The sequence below is a fragment of the Falsiroseomonas algicola genome, assembly GCF_011040385.1.
GTDB lineage: Bacteria > Pseudomonadota > Alphaproteobacteria > Acetobacterales > Acetobacteraceae > Falsiroseomonas > Falsiroseomonas algicola.
In genome coordinates, this window is record NZ_JAAIKB010000017.1 from 1 (window position 1) to 22,532 (window position 22,532).

At 71.8% G+C, this 22,532-nt stretch carries 21 protein-coding genes; 14 read left to right on the plus strand and 7 right to left on the minus strand.

Features of this window, described 5'->3' with window-relative positions; genetic code table 11:
• On the plus strand, positions 1-855 hold an 855-nt coding region (locus G3576_RS26625), incomplete at its 5' end, for a hypothetical protein (RefSeq protein WP_456237356.1).
• A 44-nt stretch (positions 856-899) separates the two neighbouring features.
• On the opposite strand, the gene G3576_RS26630 is transcribed toward G3576_RS26625, so the two are convergent.
• A complete protein-coding gene (locus G3576_RS26630; protein WP_164697533.1) occupies positions 900-2,363 on the minus strand; it encodes a protein adenylyltransferase SelO in 1,464 nt (487 codons plus the stop codon).
• Between the two features lie 107 nt (positions 2,364-2,470).
• On the opposite strand from G3576_RS26630, the gene G3576_RS26635 reads away from it, so the two are divergent.
• Positions 2,471-4,588: an acetate--CoA ligase family protein gene (locus G3576_RS26635; RefSeq protein ID WP_164697534.1), complete on the plus strand. Its 2,118-nt coding sequence runs from the start codon at positions 2,471-2,473 to the stop codon at positions 4,586-4,588.
• A 12-nt stretch (positions 4,589-4,600) separates the two neighbouring features.
• Here G3576_RS26635 and G3576_RS26640 read toward each other — a convergent pair whose 3' ends face one another.
• Positions 4,601-4,990 (minus strand): MAPEG family protein, encoded by a 390-nt coding sequence (locus G3576_RS26640; RefSeq protein ID WP_164697535.1) that lies wholly within the window; start codon positions 4,988-4,990, stop codon positions 4,601-4,603.
• Entirely contained in the window at positions 4,990-5,463 is a 474-nt protein-coding gene (locus G3576_RS26645) for a YbaK/EbsC family protein (protein ID WP_164697536.1), read from the minus strand. Before G3576_RS26645 ends, G3576_RS26640 begins: the two co-directional genes overlap by 1 nt.
• Positions 5,464-5,533: 70 nt before the next feature.
• Here G3576_RS26645 and hemW point away from each other — a divergent pair, with 70 nt between their 5' ends.
• The 3 genes from hemW (at position 5,534) to G3576_RS26660 (ending at position 8,966) form a co-directional block, all read left to right on the plus strand.
• On the plus strand, positions 5,534-6,691 hold the full coding sequence (gene hemW / locus G3576_RS26650) for a radical SAM family heme chaperone HemW (RefSeq protein ID WP_164697537.1): 1,158 nt from the start codon (positions 5,534-5,536) through the stop codon (positions 6,689-6,691).
• 147 nt (positions 6,692-6,838) lie between these two features.
• Positions 6,839-7,849 carry a polysaccharide pyruvyl transferase family protein gene (locus G3576_RS26655; RefSeq protein ID WP_164697538.1) on the plus strand — a complete coding sequence of 337 codons (1,011 nt, stop codon included), beginning with the start codon at positions 6,839-6,841 and terminating at the stop codon, positions 7,847-7,849.
• A 169-nt stretch (positions 7,850-8,018) separates the two neighbouring features.
• Positions 8,019-8,966, plus strand: a complete 948-nt coding sequence (locus G3576_RS26660; RefSeq protein WP_164697539.1) for a hypothetical protein — start codon at positions 8,019-8,021, stop codon at positions 8,964-8,966.
• Positions 8,967-9,246: 280 nt separating this feature from the next.
• Here G3576_RS26660 and rsmI read toward each other — a convergent pair whose 3' ends face one another.
• On the minus strand, positions 9,247-10,137 hold the full coding sequence (gene rsmI, locus G3576_RS26665; protein WP_164697540.1) for a 16S rRNA (cytidine(1402)-2'-O)-methyltransferase: 891 nt from the start codon (positions 10,135-10,137) through the stop codon (positions 9,247-9,249).
• Here rsmI and G3576_RS26670 point away from each other — a divergent pair.
• Positions 10,131-11,339, plus strand: coding sequence for a penicillin-binding protein activator (locus G3576_RS26670; protein WP_164697541.1), 1,209 nt, complete (start codon positions 10,131-10,133; stop codon positions 11,337-11,339). The genes rsmI and G3576_RS26670 overlap by 7 nt on opposite strands.
• Positions 11,340-11,348: 9 nt before the next feature.
• On the plus strand, positions 11,349-12,737 hold the full coding sequence (locus G3576_RS26675; RefSeq protein ID WP_328729895.1) for an ATP-binding protein: 1,389 nt from the start codon (positions 11,349-11,351) through the stop codon (positions 12,735-12,737).
• Positions 12,738-12,759: 22 nt separating this feature from the next.
• Here G3576_RS26675 and G3576_RS26680 read toward each other — a convergent pair whose 3' ends face one another.
• Positions 12,760-13,464 (minus strand): M10 family metallopeptidase C-terminal domain-containing protein, encoded by a 705-nt coding sequence (locus tag G3576_RS26680; RefSeq protein WP_407926138.1) that lies wholly within the window; start codon positions 13,462-13,464, stop codon positions 12,760-12,762.
• Positions 13,368-13,781 carry a calcium-binding protein gene (locus G3576_RS26685; protein WP_235952474.1) on the minus strand — a complete coding sequence of 138 codons (414 nt, stop codon included), beginning with the start codon at positions 13,779-13,781 and terminating at the stop codon, positions 13,368-13,370. Before G3576_RS26685 ends, G3576_RS26680 begins: the two co-directional genes overlap by 97 nt.
• A gap of 358 nt (positions 13,782-14,139) precedes the next feature.
• Here G3576_RS26685 and G3576_RS26690 point away from each other — a divergent pair, with 358 nt between their 5' ends.
• The 7 genes from G3576_RS26690 to rho all read left to right on the plus strand — a co-directional run bounded on the left by G3576_RS26690 (position 14,140) and on the right by rho (position 22,207).
• The gene (locus G3576_RS26690) at positions 14,140-15,303 is read left to right on the plus strand and encodes a glycoside hydrolase family 1 protein (protein ID WP_207623054.1); all 1,164 of its coding nucleotides are present in this window, start codon (positions 14,140-14,142) and stop codon (positions 15,301-15,303) included.
• Positions 15,304-15,437: 134 nt separating this feature from the next.
• Positions 15,438-16,571, plus strand: a complete 1,134-nt coding sequence (gene hemH, locus G3576_RS26695; RefSeq protein WP_164697544.1) for a ferrochelatase — start codon at positions 15,438-15,440, stop codon at positions 16,569-16,571.
• Entirely contained in the window at positions 16,568-17,254 is a 687-nt protein-coding gene (locus G3576_RS26700) for an HAD family hydrolase (protein WP_235952475.1), read from the plus strand. Before hemH ends, G3576_RS26700 begins: the two co-directional genes overlap by 4 nt.
• A gap of 52 nt (positions 17,255-17,306) precedes the next feature.
• Positions 17,307-18,260, plus strand: coding sequence for a tripartite tricarboxylate transporter substrate binding protein (locus G3576_RS26705; RefSeq protein WP_164697545.1), 954 nt, complete (start codon positions 17,307-17,309; stop codon positions 18,258-18,260).
• Entirely contained in the window at positions 18,257-18,709 is a 453-nt protein-coding gene (gene hemJ / locus G3576_RS26710) for a protoporphyrinogen oxidase HemJ (protein WP_164697546.1), read from the plus strand. The genes G3576_RS26705 and hemJ overlap by 4 nt, the downstream gene beginning before the upstream one ends.
• 95 nt (positions 18,710-18,804) lie before the next feature.
• Positions 18,805-20,586: an ABC transporter ATP-binding protein/permease gene (locus tag G3576_RS26715; RefSeq protein ID WP_164697547.1), complete on the plus strand. Its 1,782-nt coding sequence runs from the start codon at positions 18,805-18,807 to the stop codon at positions 20,584-20,586.
• Positions 20,587-20,932: 346 nt separating this feature from the next.
• Complete coding sequence (rho, locus tag G3576_RS26720) at positions 20,933-22,207, plus strand: transcription termination factor Rho (RefSeq protein WP_164697548.1); 1,275 nt, start codon at positions 20,933-20,935, stop codon at positions 22,205-22,207.
• An 18-nt stretch (positions 22,208-22,225) separates the two neighbouring features.
• Here the strand turns inward: rho and G3576_RS26725 are convergent, their stop codons facing one another.
• A complete protein-coding gene (locus G3576_RS26725) occupies positions 22,226-22,426 on the minus strand; it encodes a hypothetical protein (protein ID WP_164697549.1) in 201 nt (66 codons plus the stop codon).
• Positions 22,427-22,532 lie beyond the last annotated feature (106 nt).

Here is a 22,532-nt window from a genome sequence, read left to right on the forward strand (position 1 = left end):
GCACTCACCACGACCCAAGTCGGCGCCCTCTCCACCGCCCAGATCCGCGGCATGGAGACCACCGACCTCGCCGCCCTCACCACCACCCAGTTCAGCGGCCTCACCTCCGCCCAGCTCGGCGCGCTGACCTCCACCCAGGCCGCCGCGCTTGAGACCACGGATCTCGGCGTCCTCACCACCACGCAGTTCCGCGGCCTCGGCTCCACCCAGCTTGCCGCCCTGACCACCACCCAGCTCGGCGCCGTCACCACCACTCAGCTCTCGGGCCTCACCTCCACCCAGGTCGCCGGCCTCACCACCACCCAGGTCGCGGCGCTGACCACCACGCAGGTCGCTGGCCTCGGCTCCACCCAGCTCCGCGGTCTCACCACGGGCCAGGTGGCCTCGCTCACCACCACGCAGATCGGTGCGCTCAACACAACCCAGATCGGCGCGCTCGGGACGACGCAGGTACGAGGGCTGGAGACCACGGATCTCGCCGCCCTCACCACCACGCAGGTCGGCGCGCTGACCACGACGCAGCTCGGGGCCCTCACTTCCGCTCAGGTCACGGGGCTCACGACCACCAGTCTCGGCGCGCTGGCGACCACCCAGGTGGTGGGCTTCGGCACCACGCAGATACGCGGCCTGACGACGACGCAGGTCACGGCGCTGACCAGCACGGCCATCACCGCGCTGACGACGACGCAGATGCTGGGCTTCACCACAACGCAGCTCGGTGCGCTGACCACGACGCAGATCGCGGGGCTTGAGACGACGGACATCGCGGCGCTGACCGGCGCCCAGGTGGCCGGCTTCACCACCACGCAGATCGGCGCGATGACCACCGGCCAGTACAACGCGCTGTTCGTGTAGCGCAGGCCCTCAGGGCCGATCCGTCCAACCGGACGGATCGGCCCCTAGGTGCCGCAGAAGGTCGCGAGGACGCGCTCCTCCGCCTTCGGTGGCAGCTGGAACCGCTCCGCCCCGGGCTGGTCCTCATAGGGCGTTGCCAGCACGGCAAGCAGTTCCTCGAACGGCCCGAAATCCTGGCGCGACACGGCGGCGGCGATCACCGCCTCCACCTGGTGGTTGCGCGGGATGAAGGCAGGGTTGGCGCCCCGCATCATCGCCTGGCGCTGCGCCGGCGATTGCGGATCCGCTTCCAGCCGCGCCCGCCAGCGTGCCAGCCAGGCGTCGAGCGGCGCGGGATCGGCGAAGAGCACGCGCAGCGCGTCGTCATCCCCCAGCGCGCGAAAGGCCAGCGTGAAGTCCGCCCCCGCCTCCGCCAGCAGCGTCAGGAAATCCTGCGCCAGATCGGCGTCGCCATCCTGCACGGCGGCCAGGCCGATCTTCCGCGCCAGGCCTCCGATATAGGCCTGCTGGAAGGCCGGCCCGAACCCCGTCAGCGCCTGCTTCGCCACCTCCAGCGCCGGCTCCTCCTCCGGCGCCAGCAGCGGCAGCAGCGTCTCCGCCAGCCGCGTCAGGTTCCACTGCGCGATGCGCGGCTGGTTGCCATAGGCATAGCGCGCGCCGTGATCGATGGAGCTGAACACCGCGCCGGGGTCATAGGCATCCATGAAGGCGCAGGGGCCGTAGTCGATCGTCTCCCCGGCAACGCTCATGTTGTCCGTGTTCATCACGCCATGGATGAAGCCGACCAGCAGCCATTGCGCGACCAGCGCCGCCTGCCGCGCCACCACGCCTTCCAGGAAGGCGCGATACGGATTTTCTGCAGTTGCTGCCTCGGGATAATGCCGCGCGATCGCATGGTCGGCGAGGATACGAATGCCCTCGATGTCGCCACGCGCGGCGAAATACTGGAAGGTGCCGACGCGGATATGGCTGGACGCCACGCGCGCCACGATCGCGCCCGGCAGCGCCGTCTCCCGGAACACCTCCTCGCCCGTCGTCACCGCCGCCAGCGCGCGCGTGGTCGGAATGCCGAGCGCATGCATCGCCTCGCTCACCAGGTATTCGCGCAGCACCGGCCCGAGCGCCGCCCGCCCGTCGCCGCGGCGGGAGAAGGGCGTGGGCCCCGACCCCTTCAGCTGGATGTCGCGGCGGCGGCCATCCGGCCCCACCACCTCCCCCAACAGGATCGCGCGGCCGTCGCCGAGGGCAGGCACGAAATGCCCGAACTGGTGCCCTGCATAGGCCGCGGCCAGCGGCGCCGCCCCCTCCGGCACCGCATTGCCCGCCAGCACCGCGACGCCCGCCGCCGATTCCAGCGCGGCCGGGTCCAGCCCCATCTCCCGCGCCAGCGCGCGGTTCACCTTGATGAGGCGCGGGCCCGCCACCGGCGTCGGGTCGAGCCGCGCATGGAAGCGCGCCGGCAGCCGGGCATAGCTGTTGTCGAAGGCAAAGGCGGGGGTCGTGCTCATCCCCGCCACATCGTCCCCCGCGCCCCCCTTCACAACCCCACCAGGCTTCCCGCCACACACAACCCCGCGCGGCTTCCCGCCGCGACGGTCTGGCCCGAGAATGGCGCATGCGCGCCCCCTACCCCCACGCCGCCCTCCGCCGCCTGCTGCACCCCGCCTCCCTCGCCATCATCGGCGCCTCGCCGCGGGAGGGCTCCTTCGGCCTGCGCACGCTCCGCAACCTCCGCGGATTCACCGGCGCCATCCACCCCGTGAATCCCCGCTACGACACGATCGAGGGCGTCCCCTGCGCCCCCTCCCTCGCCGCGCTCCCCGCCGTGCCGGATTGCGTCATCGTGGCGCTCGGCCGTGACCAGGCGGAGGCCACCCTCGCCGATTGCATCGAGGCCGGCATCGGCGGCGTGATCCTCTACGCCTCCGGCTATGCGGAGACGCGCAAGCCCGAGCTCATCGCGCTGCAGGCGCGCCTTGCCGCCATGGTGGAGGGCACCGGCACGCGCCTGCTCGGCCCCAACTGCCTCGGCGCCACCAACTACGCCATCGGCGCGCGGATGATGTTCGGTCGCATGCCGGAGCCCCGCGCGATGGACGCGGCCGCCATCGGCATCGTCACGCAATCCGGCTCCGTCAGCATGGCGCTCGCCCAGGCGATGGAACGCGGCGTCGCCGTCAGCCACGCGATCCCCGTCGGCAATGCCTGCGATGTCGGCATCGCCGACCTCATCGCCTACCTCGCGGAAGACGAGACCTGCCGCGCCATCGCCGCCGTCTTCGAAGGCGTCGAGCATCCCCGCCAGCTGGCCGAGGCCGCCGCCCTCGCAGCCCGCGCGGGCAAGCCGCTGGTGATCCACAAGATGGCCGCGAGCGAGGCGGGGGCGGAGGCCGCGCTCTCCCACACCGGGGCGCTGGCCGGCAACCACGCCGCCTATCGCGCCATCCTGGAAGCCGAGGGCGCGGTGATGGTGGACAGCCTCGACGCCGTCATGGAGACGGCCCGCTTCCTGGCCAAGGCGGGCCGGCCGCGCGGGCACGGCATCGGCGTCGTCCTCGCCTCCGGCGGCTTCGGCGTCGCGGCGGCAGATGCGGCGGCGGCGGAGGGCGTCCCCCTTCCCCAGCCCGAAGGCGCCACGGCGGAAACGCTCCGCGCCCATGTCCCCGAATTCGGCGCGGCGCGGAATCCCTGCGACGTCACCGCCATGGCGCTGAACGACGACACCGCCTTCGAGGCTTCGGCCGGCGCCTTCCTGGCCGACCCCGCCTATGCCGCCCTGATGGTCGTCTATCCCTATGCCGATCCTTTCGGCGCCACGCGCTTCGAGTCGTGGAAGCGCCTCGCCGCCCGCCACGGCAAGCCCATCGCCTGCTACTGGGCCAGCGAATGGCTGGAGGGCGAGGGCGTGCTGCGGCTGGAGGCCGAGCCCGGCATCGCCACCTTCCGCACCCTGCCGCGCCTCTTCGCCGCCATCGCCGCCTGGCTGAAGCGCGAGGCGGCGCTGGCGGAGCGCACCGGCATTGCGCCCACCCCGCCCGCGATCCGCCACGCCACCGCCACCGCGCTGCGCGCCACGCCCGACCGCGTGCTGGCGGAGCGCGCGGCCAAGGCCCTCCTCGCCCCCTACGGCATCCCCGTGGTGCCCGAACGCCTGGCGCGGACCGCCGCGGAGGCCGCTGCCGCCGCCACGGCGCTCGGCTTCCCCGTGGCGCTGAAGGCCGAGAGCGCCGACATCCCGCACAAGACGGAAGCCGGCGTCATCCGCCTCAACCTCGCCGATGCCGCTTCGGTCGAAGCCGCCTTCGACGCCGTCATGCAACGCGCCCTGGCCGCCACCAAGGCGGACCGCATCGCCGGCGTGCTGGTGCAGCCCATGGTGCCGCGCGGGCTGGAGTTGCTGATGGGCGCGCGGATCGACCCGGCCTTCGGCCCGCTGGTCGCCTTCGGCTTCGGCGGCGTGATGGCGGAGTTGCTGCGCGACACCGCGCTCCTCCCCGCCCCCTTCACGCCGGCCGCGGCGGAGGGGGCGCTGCGCCGCCTGAAGGGCGCCGCGCTGCTGCACGGCTTCCGCGGCGCCCCGCCCGTCGATGTGCCGGCACTCGCGAAAATCCTCGCCGATTTCTCCCGCTTCGTCGCCGACCACACGGATCAGGTCGAGGAGATCGACGTGAATCCCCTGATCTGCACGGGCAGGACCATCACCGCGGTCGATGCGCTGATCGTGCGGCGCTGACCGGAACCACCCTCACAGCCCCGCCGCCGCCAGCCCGATCAGCGCCGCGCTCGCCACGCCCAGCATGGCGAAGGTGAGCCCCATGCCGATGGACCGCCACTTCATCTCCTCCGGCTCGCGGGAGATGCCGTAGGCATGCGCCGCGCGGCCCGCCAGCAGCACCACGCCCAGCACATGCAGCCCCCAATCCGGCAGCCGGTTCACCTCCGCCAGCGCCATCATCACCAGCGCCAGCGGCACATATTCCGCGAAATTGCCATGCGCCCGCACCGCGCGTTCCACCAGACGATGCTGCGTCCCCAGCGCCAGGCGATAGGCATGGCGCTGCTTGATCACGCGCAGCGAGAGATACAGGAAGCCGAAGCCCAGCAGCCCCGCATAGAACGCCGTCACGGGAAGCATCAGACCACCTCCTTCACATCGGCCCGGCGCCCGCCGCTCATGCGCAGCAAGTCCTCCGCCGTCGTCTCGAAGACATGCATGGGCGATCCCGCCGCCGCCCAGATGCGGCCCAGCGCGAACAGGTCCTCATCCACCAGCACCACCGGCGGCGTCAGATGCGCGATGGGCGCGACGCCGCCGATGGCGAAGCCGGTCACGTCCCGCACCCAGCCCCCATCGGCACGTTTCACGTGAAACGTCGTCGCGGCCGCGACCTTTGCCATGTCCACGCGGTTGGCGCCGGAGGTGATGACCAGCACGGCCTGGCCGCCGGCGCGGAAGATGATGGATTTCGCGATCTGCGCGACATCGCAGCCGACCGCGGCGGCCGCATCCGCGGCACTCCGCGTGCCCTCCGGGAAGGCCTGGATCGTGTCCGCATGCCCCGCCGCCGCCAGCGCCGCCCTCACCCTTTCGACCGAACCGCCCGACATCGCCACCACGCTCCCTCGTCACGCCGGCCCAGGCCAGCCATATACGCGCCTGCCCGATCCCCGGAACCCGATGCGCGAACCCCTCGCCCTCTACATCCACTGGCCCTTCTGCGCCGCCAAGTGCCCGTATTGCGACTTCAACAGCCATGTGCGGGACCGCATCGACCAGGCCGCCTTCGCCGCCGCACTCCGCCAGGAATTGCAGCGGGAGGCCGATCGCGCCGGCCGTCGGCCACTCGCCAGCATCTTCTTCGGCGGCGGCACCCCAAGCCTCATGGCGCCCGCCACCGCCGCGGCCCTGATCGAGGACGCCACCCGCCTCTTCGATCCCCTGCCCGACATCGAGATCACGCTGGAAGCGAACCCCACCAGCGCCGAACTCGCGAAGCTGCGGGATTTCCGCGCCGCCGGCGTCAACCGCGCCTCCCTCGGCGTCCAGGCGCTGGACCCCGCCGCGCTCGCCTTCCTCGGCCGCAAGCACGACATCCGCGAAGCCATCGCCGCGCTGGAGGCAGCCCGGGAAACCTTCCCGCGCCTCAGCTTCGACCTGATCTATGCCCGCCCCGGCCAGCAGGAAGCCGCCTGGCGCGCGGAGCTCCGCCAGGCCCTGGCGCTGGCCGCCGACCACCTCTCGCTCTACCAGCTCACCATCGAACCCGGCACGCAATTCGCCACCCTCTTCGGCCGCGGTGCCTTCACCCTGCCGGAGGGCGAGGAGGCCGAGCGCCTCTATACCGCCACCGCCGAGGAAGCCGCCGCCTTCGGGCTGCGCGCCTATGAGATCTCCAACTACGCGAAGCCGGGCGCCGAGAGCCGCCACAACCTCGCCTATTGGCGCTACGGCGACTACCTCGGCATCGGCGCCGGCGCGCATCAGCGCCTTTCCTTCGCGGATGGCAGCCTCCGCGCCGCGCGCCGGCACCGCGCGCCGGAGGAATGGCTGGCCCGGGTGCAGCGCGACGGGCACGCGGTGGTGGAGGAGGAAAGCCTGTCGCCGCGCGACCGCGCGCGGGAGGCGCTGCTGATGGGCCTCCGGCTGCATGAAGGCATCGACCCCGCCCGGATCGAGGCGCGGAGCACCCTGCCCTTCGAGGAGTGCATCGATCGCCGCGCGCTGGACGCGCTGGCGGAGGAAGGATTGCTGGCCTGGCGGCCCGATGGGCGACTGGCCGCGACGGCGGATGGGCTGTTGAGGCTGGACGCGATGCTGCCGGTGTTGTTGCGTTAGCAGCATGCGATGCAGCGCACATCCGGCCTGCGGGGGGGCGCTGCCCCCCCGCCCCCCCCGCCAGGGTCCAGCCGGACCCTGGACCGGGAGGTTCTTGACCCGTGATGGGCAAGGCGGGTCGCCCCCCGCTGCGGCCCGCTGACCCGCATGCGCACCGCCTTCCTCGGCGCCTATGGCTACGGCAACCTCGGCGACGAACTCTGCCTGATGGAGGCCCTGCAGGCCTTCCCGACGACGGAGGCGCATGCCTTCTCCGTCAACCCGTCCTGGACCATGCGCTGCGTCCCCGACCTCGCCGGCTGCTTCCCGGGGGGCGAGGAGATGCTGGCCCTGAACCCGGCCCGCATCGTCTTCGGCGGCGGCATGTTCGGGGTGGTGGACGCCTTCCGCTACTGGATGCCCTACCTGGCCCGCGCCATGGCGGCCGGGGCGGAAATCCACCTGCACAACCTCGGCGTCGCCTGGCTGCTGAAGGATCGCGACTGGCTGGACGCCACGGCGCACCACGTCTTCGCCAACCTGGCCAGCCTCTCGGTGCGCGACCCGCTCTCGGCGGAGCGGCTGACGGAGGCGGGGCTCGCGCGCCTACCGCGCCTGACCTTCTTCCCGGAAACCGGCATCGCGCCCGATCCCAGCCTGGCCGATGCGCTGCTCGGCCCGCGCCGGGATGGCGGGCCGAAGCTGCTCGGCCTCTCCATCATCCCCTCCCCCACCATCCGGGACTGCCTGCGCGTCGACGCGGCGCGGGTCCGGGCGGTGCTGGCGGAATTCGCGGGCCATGCCGTGGTGCCCATCGTCAGCACCGTCCACATCGACAGCGTGGAGGAGGATGACCTGACCGGCGCCGCCGACTTCATCCGGACCTTCCTGCCCGATGCGCCGATCGCCGCCCCCCTGCTGCTGGACCGCTCGCACTGGCAGGCGGAGATGACGCCCCGGCGCCTCAAGGGCCTGATCGCGCGCTGCGACGTGCTGGTGACGCATCGCAAGCACAACGCGATCCACGCCATCGGCGCGGGGGTGCGCGTGATCGGCCTGCATCCGCTGATCGACAACAGCCTGCGCCGCACCTTCGTGACGCTGGCGAACGACCTGCCACCGGGGTCGCGCTGCGTGGGGCTGGACGAGGCGCCGCCGCCGGAGCCGGTCGCGACATGATGGCGCTGGCGCATCGGGGAAGGCGCTGCCTTCCCCGGACCCCATCCGCCAGGGGGGAGACCCCCCTGGACCATCGTCAATTGAAGGGTTCCAAGGGGCCGCTGCCCCTTGGCCGGGGGTGCAGGGGGGCGGAGCCCCCTTGCATGAACGCCCGGTGCAGGGGGGCGCCATGACCCAGACGCTCCTGATCGCCGAGCGCCCGTTCCGGGAACTCCGCTCCCGCGCCATCCTGCTCCCCCTGCCGAAGGCGCTGGGCGCGGATCGCCAGGTCCTGGTCCCGACCCCGGCGTTGCGCACCCCCCCCGCCTTCGCCCCCGTCCCTCCCAAGCCGGACGTCCAGGCGCTGGGCATCACCCGCGTGGTGCTGGCCGGCGTCTTCGAGGATCGGCCGACGCTCAACCGGGCGCTTGCCCTCGCCGCCCGCGCCGTCGCCGCCGGCGCCACGCTGGAGGCCCGCGGCCTGACGCTGGAACGCTCCGCCGCCCGGCGCGACCCGCCACGGGGGGTGGAGGTGCTGGACCAGGCGACGGTGATTGAGGTGCGCGACCACCACACCGCCAATACCCTGCTCGTCTGGCGCGTCGCGGCGCCGCAGCGGGTGAATTTCTATGCGGAGCGCCTGGTCCGCCCCGATCCCGCGCTGCTGGAGGGCCTGCCCCAGGGCCCGCTGCTCGGCCTGTCGCTGCTCGGCGCGCCGGAGATGCGCGCCACCTGGCGGGCCCGACTGGCAGAACTCTCGGCCTGGCTGGCACCGATGCGGGATTGGCCCATCCTGCCCCTGCCGGCCGATGCGGCGGAGGGAGAGGGCGACGACTATGCCGGCAGCATCGCCTTCGCCCAGGCCCTGCTGCCCAACTCCCCGGTCCTGCTGCCGCAACTCGCCGACCCGGTGGAGCGGCGGCGGCAATTGAGTGCCGGGCGGATGCGGGCGCTGGTCGATCGCTGCGGCGCGGTGATCACCAACCAGGACCTGGTCGCGGCGCTGGCCGGCACGGCGGGGGTGCCGGTGGCGGGGCTGGTGCTGGGGCGGGACCGTCGGATCGTCGCCTGCATGACCACGCTGGCGAACCAGATGGCGCCGGGCAGCCTGCTGATCTATCCGCCGCATTCCGGCTGAGGCCGCCGAATCCGCTGGCGTCGAGCGATTTGTTGCTGGTATGTTCCAACGATCATTGACCCATCCGCGCGCCGGCGCACCCCGCGAAAACGGTGCTAAACGCGCATAATCGGCTAAAACCGCTGTAGCCTAATACGGCTTTATACCAGCGGACCGGTCACTTGATCGGTCCGAGCGCCCGAAGGGCGCCGCCGCTTATGCGGCGAAGCCAAGGAAACCGGAGGTTTCCGCCCGGCGTCTGAGGGGGCCCTGGAGCGGTCACGCGAAAGGGCCGTTGGTATCATGTCACATCGCGGGACAGTTCGAGCGCCCGGGCATAGACCTGCTTTCGCGGCAGCCCGGTCGCCGCCGCCACCATCGCCGCCGCGTCCCGCAGGCTCTGCCCCGCCATGGCGGCACGGAGCTGGGTATCGAGGTCCTCGGCCGCCGTCGTCTCCTCCGGCGCCGGGCCGATGACGAGGCAGATCTCGCCCCGCGCCTCAGCCGCGGCGTAGTGGGCCGCCAGCTCGGCCAAGGTGCCGCGGCGCACCTCCTCGAACCGCTTCGTCAGCTCCCGGGCCACGGCGGCGGGCCGCTCGGGGCCGAGCCCCTCCGCCAGCGCGGCCAGCGTCTCCGCCAGCCGGTGCGGGGCCTCGTGCAGCACGATGGTGGCTGACAGCCCGGCCCGCTCCGCCGCCCGGTGCCGGGCGATGGCGGCGGCGCGGGGTCCGTCCTTCACGGGAAGGAAGCCCAGGAACACGAATGGGTGTGGCGGCAGGCCGGACAGCGTCAGCGCCACCACCGCCGCGTTGGGCCCCGGGACCGCCGTGACGGCCACGCCCGCCTCGATCGCCGCCCGCACCAGCCGGTAGCCGGGATCGGAGACGAGCGGCGTGCCGGCATCGGAGGCCAAGGCCAGCCTCTCACCCCGCGCGATCCTGTCCAGGATCCGCGGAATCATCTCCGCTTCGTTGTGGTCATGCAGTGGCACCAAGGTCGCGGAGACGCCATAACGCTGCAACAGATGGCCTGTTACCCTGGTGTCCTCGCAGAGCACGGCATCCGCCCCGCCGAGCACCGCGAGAGCCCGGGGCGAGAGGTCGCCGAGATTGCCGATCGGCGTCGCCACCAGGGAAAGCCCGTCAGGGACTTCCCGGTTCGTCGCCCGCTCTGGAGGGTCACCGCTTGCCAAGTCGTTCCGTCCCCCAGCCGCAAGACCGCCCCGCGGCAGCCACGCCGGCGCCGCGCCGCCTGTTCGGCGGGATCGCCATCGCCGCCCTTCTGGGCATGGCCGCCTGCGCGCCGCAACCCCCGCGTCCCTCCTTCGTCGGCATCGCCCCGCCGATCGGCGGCACCGCGCCCATGCAGGCTGCGCCCATCGGGCCGCAGCGCGCCGCCATGCTGCTGCCGCTGACCGGCCCGCAGGCGCCGCTCGGCCAGGCCATGCTGAATGCCGGCACCATGGCCCTGTTCGACGAGGCCCCCCAGGGCGTGGAGATCGCGCCGCGGGATACCGGTGGCACGCCGCAGGGCGCCGCCGCCGCCGCCCGCGCCGCCATCGCCGATGGCGCCCGCATCATCATCGGGCCGCTGACGAGCGCGGAGGCCGCCGCCGTCGCCGGCCCCGCCCAGGCCGCGGGCGTGCCGGTGCTCGCCTTCACGAACGACGCGCAGCGCGCGGGCAACGGGACCTGGGTGCTCGGCGTCACGCCGCAGCAGCAGGTCCGCCGCGTGGTGGCGGCCGCCGCGCAGCAGGGGGCGCAGCGCTTCGCGCTCGGCGCGCCGGACAGTGAATTCGGCCGGGCGCTCGCCACCGCGCTGCGCGGTGCCGTCGCCGAGCTCGGCCTGCCCGCGCCGAGCATCGCGCTGCATCCCGCCAATGCGGAACCCGCCATGGCCGCCTCCGGCGCCCGCGTCTCCGCGGCTCGGGCCGAAGCCGTGCTGATCGGCGAGGCCGGCGAGCGCGCCCGCCGCTTCGCCGCCGCCTGGGTGGCGGAAGCCGGGGAGAGCCCGCCCCGCCTGCTCGGCACCTCGCTCTGGCTGCAGGATGGCGTGGTGCGGACCGAGCCCGCCTTGGCCGGCGCCTGGTTCGCCGGCCCCGATGGCCGCGCCCGCGCGCGGTTCGAGGCCCGCTACCGCGACGCCTTCCGGGAAACCCCGCCCCGCGTCGCCGCCACCGCCTATGACGCCGCGGCCATCGCCACCCGCGCCCTGCGCCAGGGTGCCTCGCCGGCCCAGGTGACGGCGGTGGAGGGCTTCGCCGGCGCCGATGGTCCGGTGCGCCTGCTGCCGGAGGGCCAGACGCTGCGCGGCCTCGCCCTCTACGCCGTCTCCAGCGGCGCCGATCCGGTCCAGGTCGAGCCCGCCCCCCTGCCCGGCCAGCCCGGCAGCTGAATCCGGGCCGTGCCGGTCTCCACGGGTCGCGTCCTGGCCGCCGCCGCACTGATCGGCGGCGCGCCTTCGCTGTCCCTGGCGACCCTGATGGCCTTCGGCGCATTGGAGCCTGCGCCGGGCCTGGCCGCGCTCGGCGTCACGGGGCTTGCGGCCTTCGGTGTGGCGCGGCTCTGGCTCGGCAACCTCCGCCGGCTGACGGAGGCGCTGCGCCAGGCGGCGGATGACCACGGCCCGGTGCCGGCGCTGGAAGGCCCGCTGCTGCTGCCCTCGATCGCCGAGATCGGGGAGACGGCGCGGCGCCTGGCCCGGGCGCTCGCCTCCCAGGCGGAGCAGGTGGCCCGGCTGCGCCAGGCCGATGCCGCCATCATCGAACGCCTGCCCGACCCGCTGGTGGTGCTGGACGAGACGGGCGCAGCGCTGCGTGCCAATGGCGCGGCGCGGACCCTGTTCGGCAGCGGCCAAGGCGGCGCCCCTGGCGGCGACCTCGCCGCCCTGCTCCGCCACCCTGCCCTGGCGGAGGCCGTCGCCTCCGCCCGTGCCGCAGGGCTGCCGCAGCGCGCCGACATCGCGCTGCCCGTGCCGGTGATGCGGGAACTGACGGTGCATGCGGTGCCGCTCGATCCGCCGCTCTCGGATGGCGGGCGGCTGCTGCTCCTGCTGTCCGACCGCACGCGGGACCGCGCGGTGGAGCGGATGCGCGTCGATTTCGTGGCCAATGCCAGCCATGAGCTGCGCACGCCGCTCGCCAGCGTGATCGGCTTCATCGACACGCTGCGCGGGCCCGCGAAGGACGATCCGGAGGCGCAGGCGCGCTTCCTCGGCATCATGGCGGACCAGGCGGAGCGGATGCGGCGCCTGATCGACGACCTGCTCGGCCTGTCGCGGATCGAGGTGACGGAACACCAGCCCCCGACCGGCCGAGTGGACCTGGCAACGCTGGCGGCGGCGGAGGCGGAGGCGATGGCCCCCATCCTGGCACCCCGCGGCGCCACGGTGGCGCTGGCGCTGACACCAGGCACGGTGGCGGCGCCCGCCGATGCCGGGCAGATCGGCCAGGTGCTGCGCAACCTGCTGGAGAACGCGGCCCGCTATGGCCGTGAGGGCGGGACCATCCGCCTGTCGGTCGCGCCCGCGGAGCCCGGCACGCGTTGGCCGGCCCGGCCCGGCGTGGTGCTGACCGTGCAGGACGAAGGTCCCGGCATCCCCCGCCAGCACATCCCGCGGCTGACGGAGCGTTTCTACCGCGTCGATCGCGGCCGCGGCCGCAGCATCGGCGGCACGGGACTCGGCCTCGCCATCGTCAAGCACATCGTCAACCGCCACCGTGGCGTGCTGCTGATCGAGAGCGAGGAAGGGGTGGGGTCCACCTTCCGGGTATGGCTGCCGGCGGAGGGCTGATGCGCCGCCGCCGGCATGGCGCTCAGTTCAGGAGGAAGTCGCCGGCGCTCAGGCGCCCGCTTCCACTCACCTCGATTTCCATGTCGCTCAGTCCGTTGCCGTCGATGTCGAGCTGGACATACTGCACACCCGCCACGCCCTCGACGCGAAGCTGCGAATAACCCGTCACGGTAAAGCTTGCCGATCCCAGGAAGGCGGCGCCGTCGACGATCTCGATCAGGTCGATCTTGTCCACGCCCCGCTGGAAGTCGCGGATCCTGTCCGCGGCGCCGCGCACGGATTCCCGTTCGTGGCCATAGATGAAGACGTCGGCCCCTTCGCCACCCCAGAGCTGGTCCGCCCCGTTGCCGCCGAACAGGATGTCCGCGCCGCTCCCGCCGAAGATCGTATCGTCGCCGCCCTCGATGGTTTCCGAGACGTTGCGGTCGCCTGCCAGGATGTCGTCGCCGTCGTCACCATAGATCTTGTCGGCGCCGGTCCCGCCCAGGACCGTGTCGGCCGCGGCGCCGGCATGGATCCTGTCATCGCCATCGAAGCCGTTGATGACGTCCGCCCCACCGACGGTGGCGCCAACGCCGGTATCGCCGAGGAGATAGTCGTTGCCCTGAGCGCCGCTGAGGCTGTCCGCTCTCAGGCCGCCGAAAATCGTATCGTCTCCTTCGTCGCCCTCCATGAAATCATTGCCGTCCTCGCCATCCAGACGGTCGTTGCCGGCGCCGCCTTCCAGGAGTCGGCGCCGCTGCCGCCGAACATCGCATCGGCACCGGCGCCGCCGGAAAAGATGTCGTTGCCTGCTCCGCCGAACAGCCGATCGTCGCCATCATCGCCGAACAGGCGGTCCTCCCCGTCCTCGCCACGGATCGTGTCATTGCCAACGCCGCCGCGCAGAAGGTCGTTGCCGATGCCGCCGAACAGGAGGTCGCTGAATGCGCTGGCCTGGATCGAATCGTCGCCAGCCAGCCCGAAGAACTGCTGCGCAGCGGTGCCGCCGATAAGGGTATCAGCGGCGGTGGAGCCCACGCGCCGGGGAAGATTCGATGCCATGACGTCCCGTCCCGATGGTTGAAACTCATCCGAACGGTAAGGCGACATCGGAGAAAGAAAAGATACTTTCTTTCTGGTACTCTTTTATTGCGGAGATTTCATGATCTTCGGGCGCGTCGCCGCTTGGGGAAGCGCGGCCAATCCGGACAGCGCCCCCTGCCGCGCCATCCCACCCTGGCACGACACTCTTTTCGCTCGGCTTTGCTCGGCCAACGCGAATTCGCTGGACAACATTGCATACAATCGGCGAAATAGCCCTGCCTCACGCTTGCGTGATCGGCTCGCACGAACCCAGCCGGCCCCAGGCGTTAGCGCCTCAGGCCTTTCCAGGTCCGCCTCCCAGTCCACGGAGTTTCGCGTGATCCCTCACCAGCCCCCGCTCAAGCCCCTGTTCAAGTCCTTCTTCCTCGGCGGCTTCGAATGCTCGACCCACCGCAACATGTCCCGCCGCCGCCTCGACATGATCGCCGCGACGCGACACGACCTGCTGGCGCGGGAGGATTACGCGCAACTCGGCGAGCACGGCATCCGCGCGGCGCGGGACGGGGTGCGCTGGCACCTGATCGAGACCTCCCCCGGCCAGTATGACTGGTCCGCCGTGCTGCCCCTGCTGCGCGCCGCGGAGCAGTCCGGCACCCAGGTCATCTGGGATCTCTGCCACTACGGCTGGCCCGATGACCTCGACGTCTTCTCGCCGGCCTTCGTCGACCGCTTCGCCCGCTACGCGAGCGCCTTCGCCCGGCTGCACCGGGAGGAGACAGGGCGAGCCCCCTTCGTCTGCCCGGTGAACGAGATCAGCTTCCTCGCCTTTGCCGGCGGCGACATGGCGCGCTGTTCGCCTCATGAGACGGGCCGCGGGATGGATCTGAAGCGCAACCTGGCCCGCGCCGCCATCGCCGGCACGCGCGCGGTGCGCGATGCCACGCCGGGGGCGCGCTTCGCCGCCGTGGATCCCGTCATCAACATCGTCCCCCGCGAACCCGCCGAGGCCGAGGAAGTGGCGCGCCACAATGCCAGCCAATGGCAGGCCTGGGACATGCTGGCGGGGCGGGAGGAGCCAGAGCTCGGCGGGTCGGAGGACATCCTCGACGTCGTCGGCGTGAACTACTACTGGAACAACCAGTGGCTGCATCATGCGGAGCCGCTCAGCGTCTTCGACAGCGCCCGCTTCCGCCCCTTCCGCGACCTGCTGGCCGATACCGCCCGCCGCTACGCGCCGCGCGACATCTTCGTGGCGGAGACGAGCATCGAGGGCGCGCCGCGCGCCCCCTGGCTCCGCTACGTGGCGGAGGAGACGATGGCGGCGCGCCAGGCCGGGCTGCCCGTGCATGGTGTCTGCCTCTACCCCGTCATCTCCCATATGGGCTGGGACGAGGACCGCTATTGCCCGAACGGCCTCTTCGAGCTGACGCCCCGCCATGGGCGCCGGGAGGTGCACCGCCCGCTGGCGGAGGAGCTGGCGCGGCTGCAGGCCGCCTTCCGGACGCAGGGGGCGGAAGGACCACTCAGCGCCGTCGGCTGATCGATCGATCCGATAGACGGCATCGATGCGGGAGGGCGATTCCAGGCCGGAATCGCCCCCTTTCGCGTTTTCCTGGGCCTGCCGGCGAAGCCGAGCCTTGACCCGGGGCCGCGACATGGCATGTCCCGCGCATCATGGATCTCCCCACCCCTTCCCCGCCCGTCCCGACCGCCACCGGCGGCCGTCGCCGCGTGGCGGTGGTGCTGTTCAATCTCGGCGGGCCGGACGCGCCGGAAAGCATCCGCCCCTTCCTGGTGAACCTTTTCACCGACCCCGCCATCCTGCGGGTGCCGGGCTTCATCCGTCCCTGGCTGGGCCGCATCATCGCCTGGCGGCGCACCAAGCCGGCGACGGAGAACTACGCCATCCTCGGCGGCAAGTCGCCGCTGCGGGAGCTGACGGAGGAGCAGGCGGCGGCGCTCGAGGCGCAGCTGAACCAGGACGCCGGGCTGGAGGCGAAGTGCTTCGTCGCCATGCGCTACTGGCACCCGATGAGCGACGAGACGGCGCGCGCCGTGAAGGAATGGGCGCCGGACGAGGTGCTGCTGCTGCCGCTCTATCCGCAGTTCTCCACCACCACCACGGGCAGCAGCGCCATCGACTGGGCGCGGGCGGCGGCGCGGGCGAAGCTCGAGGCGCCGACCACGACGCTCTGCTGCTTCCACTCCCACCCCGGCTTCGCCGAGGCGACCGCCGCGCTGGTCCGCGGCGCCTGGGACAAGGCGCGGGCGGAACTCGACCCCGCCATCCCGCTCCGCGTGCTGTTCAGCGCCCATGGGCTGCCCGAAAGCATCGTGAAGGCGGGCGACCCCTACCAATGGCAGGTGGAGCAGACCGTCGCCGGCGTGGTGGAACGCCTCGGCCTGCCGGATCTCGACCACGTCGTCTGCTTCCAGTCCCGCGTCACGCCGCAGAAATGGATCGGCCCCTCCACGGAGGATGAGCTGGAGCGCGCGGGCCACGACAAGGTCGCGGTCCTGGTCGTGCCCATCGCCTTCACCTCCGAGCATTCGGAGACGCTGGTGGAGCTGGACGTGGAATACCGGGAGGAGGCCGAGAAGCTCGGCGTGCCCGGCTACTACCGGGCGCCCGCGCAGAATTCCGACCCCGCCTTCATCGGCGCGCTGGCCGACCTGGTGCGGCATGCCCGTGGGAGCGGGCGCAGCCTTTGTTCCTTCGCCGGCGCGCGGCAATGCCCGAAGCAGCACGGGGACTGCCCGCACGCCACGCTGGCCGCCGCCATGCAGCGCGCGAAGGAGCGTGCATGATGAAGCGCCCCGCGGCCGTGCTGTTCGATTGCGACGGCGTGCTGGCCGATACCGAGGCGATGCATAACCGCATCATCGCCGAGGAGATCAGCGCGCTGGGCTGGGAGATGACGCCCGAGGAGTGCGAGCGGCACTTCATGGGCCTGTCCTGGGAAGCGATCATCCCAAGGGTGCAGGCGCGGCTCGGCCCGGATTCGGTGCCGGGCGACTTCATCCAGGGCGTGGTGCGGCGCGTGCTGCGGGAACTGCATTCGGAAGTCGTGCCGGTTCCGGGCGTGCTGGCGGCACTCGAGGAAATCGTGGCCGCCGGCATCCCGGTGGCGGTGGCCAGCAACTCGTCGCGCCCCGAGCTCAACACCAAGCTGGCGGGGCTCGGACTCGCGGAGACCTTCCGCGGCCGATCCTTCACCTACAACGACGTGCCGAACCCCAAGCCGGCGCCCGACATGTATCGCGCCGCCGCCGCCGCCTGCGGGGTCGATCCGCATGATTGCGTGGTGGTGGAGGACAGCGTGACGGGCGCCCGCGCCGGCCGCGCCGCCGGCTGCCGCGTGCTGGGCTTCGCACATCCGACACCGGCCGCCGCGCTGCAGGCCGTGGGGGCCGAGACCTTCACCAGCATGGCGGAGCTGCCGAGGCTGCTGGGGCTGGAGACGGATCTGCGACCGGGCGGGCCGGGCTGACGCCCCGCGCAGGGGGCTGGTAGCCTGCCCCCTCCTGGGGGAGGACCGGTCCATGAAACTGGCAACGATTATCGGCGCGGCGCTGCTGGCGCTCGGCATCGGCGCGGCGGCGGCGCAGGAGTTTCCGTCCCGGCCCATCACGCTCATCGTCGGCTATCCGCCGGGCGGCAACACGGACCTGATGGCCCGCGCCCTGCAGCCCGAACTCTCCCGCGCGCTCGGCCAGACCGTCGTGGTGCAGAACCGCGGCGGCGCGGCGGGCACGATCGGCGCGGCGGAGGCGGCGCGGGCGCGGCCGGATGGGCTGACGCTGCTGTTCAGCCCGAACAACCCGATCACGGCCCAGCCGCACCAGGTGTCGCTGTCCTACACCCTCGACAGCTTCCGCTTCCTCTGCCTGGTCTATGACAACCCGCAGGTCGTCGTTCTCGGTCGCCAGGCGCCCTTCACCGACCTGGCCGGGATGGTCGCCTTCGGACGTTCGGCGCGGGAGGCGCTGATCTTCGGGTCCCCGGGGCAGGGCAGCACGCAGCACATCCTGACCGCCGCGCTGCTGAAGGCGCATGGGATCGAGGGGCTGCACGTGCCCTTCACCGGCGCCGGCCCGATGGCGCAGGCGGCGCTGGGCGGGCAGATCCACATGTTCATCGAAAGCGGCTCCATCCCCGCCGCCACCGGCCTGCCGGTGCTGGGCGTGCTGGCGCGCGACAGGCTGGCGGGCCTGCCGGCAGTGCCGACCCTGGCGGAGCTCGGCCAGCCGCTGGAAGGCAGTTCCCATGGCGGCATCCTGGCGCCGGCCGGCATTCCGGAGGCCGCCGCCGCGGTGCTGGAACGCGCCTGCGCCACGGCGGTCGGGGCGGAGAGCTTCCGCACGGCGGCGGAGCGGCTGAACGCCATCCCGTTGCACCTCAACGGCGCCGCCTTCCGGGAGCGCTTCGCGGCCGAGAGCGCGATGAACGCCACCGTGCTGCGGGACCTCGGCCTGGCGCGCGAGGGAACCCGATGACCTTCGACTTCCTGGCGCCTGCCTATGTCTGGATCAAGGCGCTGCACCTGATCTCGGTCATCGCCTGGATGGCGGGGCTGTTCTACCTGCCGCGACTCTACATCTACCACATGCAGGTGGCCCCGGAGGATGTGCGGTCCCAGACCTTCAAGGTGATGGAGCGGCGGTTGCTGAAGGCGATCATGAACCCCGCCATGATCGCCACCTGGATCTTCGGGCTGCTGCTGATCCTGACCCCTGGGGTGGTGGATTGGAAGGCGGGATGGTGGCACCTGAAATTCGCCTCGGTGCTGGCGATGTCCTGGTTCCACCACGACCTGGCGCAGGCGCGGAAGGCCTTCGAACGGGATGAGCGGCCGCGCACGGAACGCGGCTGGCGCATCATGAACGAGGTGCCGACGGTGCTGATGATCATCATCGTGCTCATGGTGATCGCGAAGCCGTTCTGATCGCGAGGCGGACGGGTTGCCACCGCGCGCAGTTCAAGATTGCTCGCTCACGATCTATTGTATACGCATTAGGGCTCCTGCTGGGGGAGGGGCCCATGGCTATGGAGACCGAGGCGACGTCGGGGGGCGGGGCGCTGCGGGAGACCTGGCGGCTGGCGCGCGGCTGGTATGTCGCCGCGCCCTGGACCGCCTGGGGGCTGACGGCGGTGGCGGTGGTGCTGACGCTGCTGCAGATCGCGCTGTCCTACGCCTTCAGCGACTGGCAACGCGACGCCTTCGATGCGTTGGAGAAGCGCGACGCCATGGCCTTCCAGGGCCAGCTCTGGTGGTTCGTGGCGCTGACGCTGCTCAGCATGGCGGTCGCCGTCGGGCGGCTCTGGGCACGGCAGGTGCTCGCCTTCCTGTGGCGGCGCTGGCTGGTGCTGAAGCTGCAAGGCGCGATGCTGCTGAACCACCGGCACTACCGGATGGAGATGGGGGAGGGGGGCGCCGACAACCCCGACCAGCGCATCGGCGAGAACACGCGCTGGGCCACCATCATGACCGTGGACCTGGTGCTGGGGCTGCTGCACAGCGTGGCGCTCTTCGCCTGCTTTGCCGGGCTGCTCTGGCACCTCTCCGGCACGCTGGAACTCGCCATCGGCGGGACGGTGATCGCTCTGCCGGGCAGCATGCTGATCGCGGCCGCGCTCTATTCCGGCGTGGGGGCGCTGGTGGTGTGGCGGGTCGGGCGGGCAATGCCGCGCATCCACCTCGACCGCAACCAGGCGGAGGCCGACCACCGCTTCGCGCTGCTGCGCATCCGGGAGCATAGCGAGGGTATCGCACTGATCCGGGGCGAGGCGGATGAGGAGAGGGGGCTGGCGCGGGCCTATCGCAAGGTCGAAGCCGCCATGCTGCGGCTGCTGCGCAGCGAAAGGCAGCTGATGTGGCTGGGGGCGGGCTACATGGCGGTGGCGGGCGTGCTGCCCCTGCTGCTGGGCGCGCCCCGCTTCTTCGCCGGCGCCATCACGCTCGGCGTGCTGATGCAGATGACGCAGGCCTTCGTGGAGGTGACGCGGGCGCTGTCCTGGTTCGTCGAGAACTGGCCGCGGCTGGCGGATTGGCGCGGGCATGTGGTGCGGGTGGTGGAACTGGAGCGGGCCTGCGAGGCCGCGGACGGGCGGGCCGATGCGCCGGGGATCGTCATCGGGCCGGGCGAGGCGCTGACGCTGACGGGCCTCAGCCTGGGCACGGCCTGCGGCCGCGCGCTGGTGGCGGAGGCCGCGATCACGCTGCGGCCGGGCGAACGCGTGCTGGTGACCGGGGAGAGCGGCAGCGGCAAGTCCACGCTGTTCCGCGCCATCGCCGGGATCTGGCCCTGGGGGCAGGGGGGTATCGCGGTGCCGGACCGGACAGCGACGCTGTTCATGCCGCAGCGACCCTATCTGCCGCTCGGCAGCCTGCGCGCCGCCCTCGCCTATCCCGCCGCGGCCGAGACCTTTCCGGCGGAGGCCGCCGCCGCGGCGCTGCGGCGCTGCCGTCTTGCCGCCCTTGTCCCGCAGCTGGAGGTGGTGGCGCGCTGGGACCGCGTGCTGTCGCTGGGGGAGCAGCAGCGCCTGGCCTTCGCAAGGCTCCTGCTCCACCGGCCGCGCTGGGTCTTCATGGATGAGGCGACCTCCGCGCTGGACGAGGCGAACCAGGCGGCCATGTTCGCCCTGTTCCAGGCGGAACTGGCCGGCGCGGCGCTGCTGTCCATCGGCCACCGGCCGGGGCTCGACCGCTATCACGATCGCGTGCTGGCGCTGCGGCCGGCGCCTGGCGGAGCGCGGCTGGAACGCGTGATGCCAGCCGTGAGCCTCTGGCCTGTCGAGGCCTTCCGGCGGGGTGCGGCGTAGGAGCGGGTCTCAGCATCGGCACGAAACCCCTTGAAAGTCGTGGCCCTGCTTCCATCTGCCGGTTGACGGCGGCGGTTCGCCTCCTTAGGGTCGAACCGCCTTCCGGCAATCGGTCGTGCGTCGCCCCCCTCTTCCTGGCGGTTCCCCGGTTCGGGTCCCAGGCAGCTGGTGCGGCGCCGCCGGTCCCTCCCTCCCCAAGCTCCCTGGTCACCGCGACAAAGCCCGAGAACGGGGCGCGCGGCGGGCAAAAAGGGCTTGGCGGCAACGGCCTTCCCGCTCGCGCCGCCCACCCGCTCCGCTCTGCCAGGGTCCGCCCGATCTCCCTTTCCGCGGGACGCGTCCGCCCATGCATCTTTCCGAACTGAAGGCCAAGTCACCGGCCGATCTGCTTGGCTTCGCCGAGTCGCTCCAGATCGAGAACGCATCCAGCCTGCGCAAGCAGGACATGATGTTCGCGATCCTGAAGACGCTGGCGGAGAACGAGCAGGCCATCTACGGCGATGGCACGCTGGAGATCCTGCCCGACGGCTTCGGCTTCCTGCGCAGCCCGCAGGCCAACTTCCTTCCCGGGCCGGACGACATCTACGTCTCCCCCGCCCAGGTCCGGCGCTTCGGCCTGCGGACCGGCGACACGGTGGAAGGCCAGATCCGGGCGCCGAAGGATGGGGAGCGCTACTTCGCCCTGCTCAAGGTCGACACCATCAATTTCGAGCCGCCCGAGGCGCTGCGGCACCGCATCAACTTCGACAACCTCACGCCGCTCTATCCGACGCGGCGCCTCAAGATGGAAAACCCGGACGCCGAGAGCGCGGCGAAGGGGCCGACCAAGGACTACACGCACCGGGTGATCGACTTGGTGGCGCCCATCGGCATGGGCCAGCGCGCACTGATCGTCGCGCCGCCGCGCACCGGCAAGACGGTGATGCTGCAGAACATCGCCAAGTCCATCACCGCCAACCACCCCGACGTCTTCCTCATCGTGCTGCTGATCGATGAGCGGCCAGAGGAAGTGACCGACATGGCCCGCACCGTGCGGGGCGAAGTCGTGGCCTCCACCTTCGACGAGCCGGCGACGCGCCACGTGCAGGTGACGGAGATGGTGCTGGAGAAGGCGAAGCGCCTGGTCGAGCACAAGCGGGACGTGGTGATCCTGCTCGACAGCATCACGCGCCTCGGCCGCGCCTACAACTCCGTCGTGCCGTCCTCGGGCAAGGTGCTGACGGGCGGTGTCGATGCCAACGCGCTGCAGCGGCCGAAGCGCTTCTTCGGCGCGGCGCGCAACATCGAGGAAGGCGGTTCGCTGACCATCATCGCCACCGCGCTGATCGATACCGGCAGCCGCATGGACGAGGTGATCTTCGAAGAGTTCAAGGGCACCGGCAACAGCGAGCTCATCCTGGACCGCAAGCTGTCGGACAAGCGCACCTTCCCGGCCATCGACATCACCAAGTCCGGCACCCGCAAGGAAGAGCTGCTGGTCGATCGCGGGACGCTGTCCAAGATGTGGGTGCTGCGCCGCATCCTGAACCCGATGGGGACGCAGGACGCGATGGAGTTCCTCCTGGACAAGCTGAAGTACAGCAAGACCAACCAGGACTTCTTCGACGCGATGAATACCTGAGGAGGCAGGGGCGCCACCTCAGGGCAGCGCCTCCATCATCCGCAGCGCCCGCCGCGCCTGGCGCGCGGCGGTCTCCTCATCCAGGTCCTGCAGCGCCTGGATGGCGCGCCCGACCGGGCGCAGCACGGCAGCGTGGCGCGCATGGCCAGCCTCCACCGCATCACGCAGCGCGTCATGAGCCGCGCCGAGAGCGGCTCCGGCGACGATGGCGCGGCGCATCGGGCGGTTGACGCCCCCGGCCGCGATATCGTCGGCACAGCGCGGACAGAGCACCGCAAGGGCGAAGCGGAGGCGTTCCTCCGCCCGCGCTACTGGGGCAGATGCT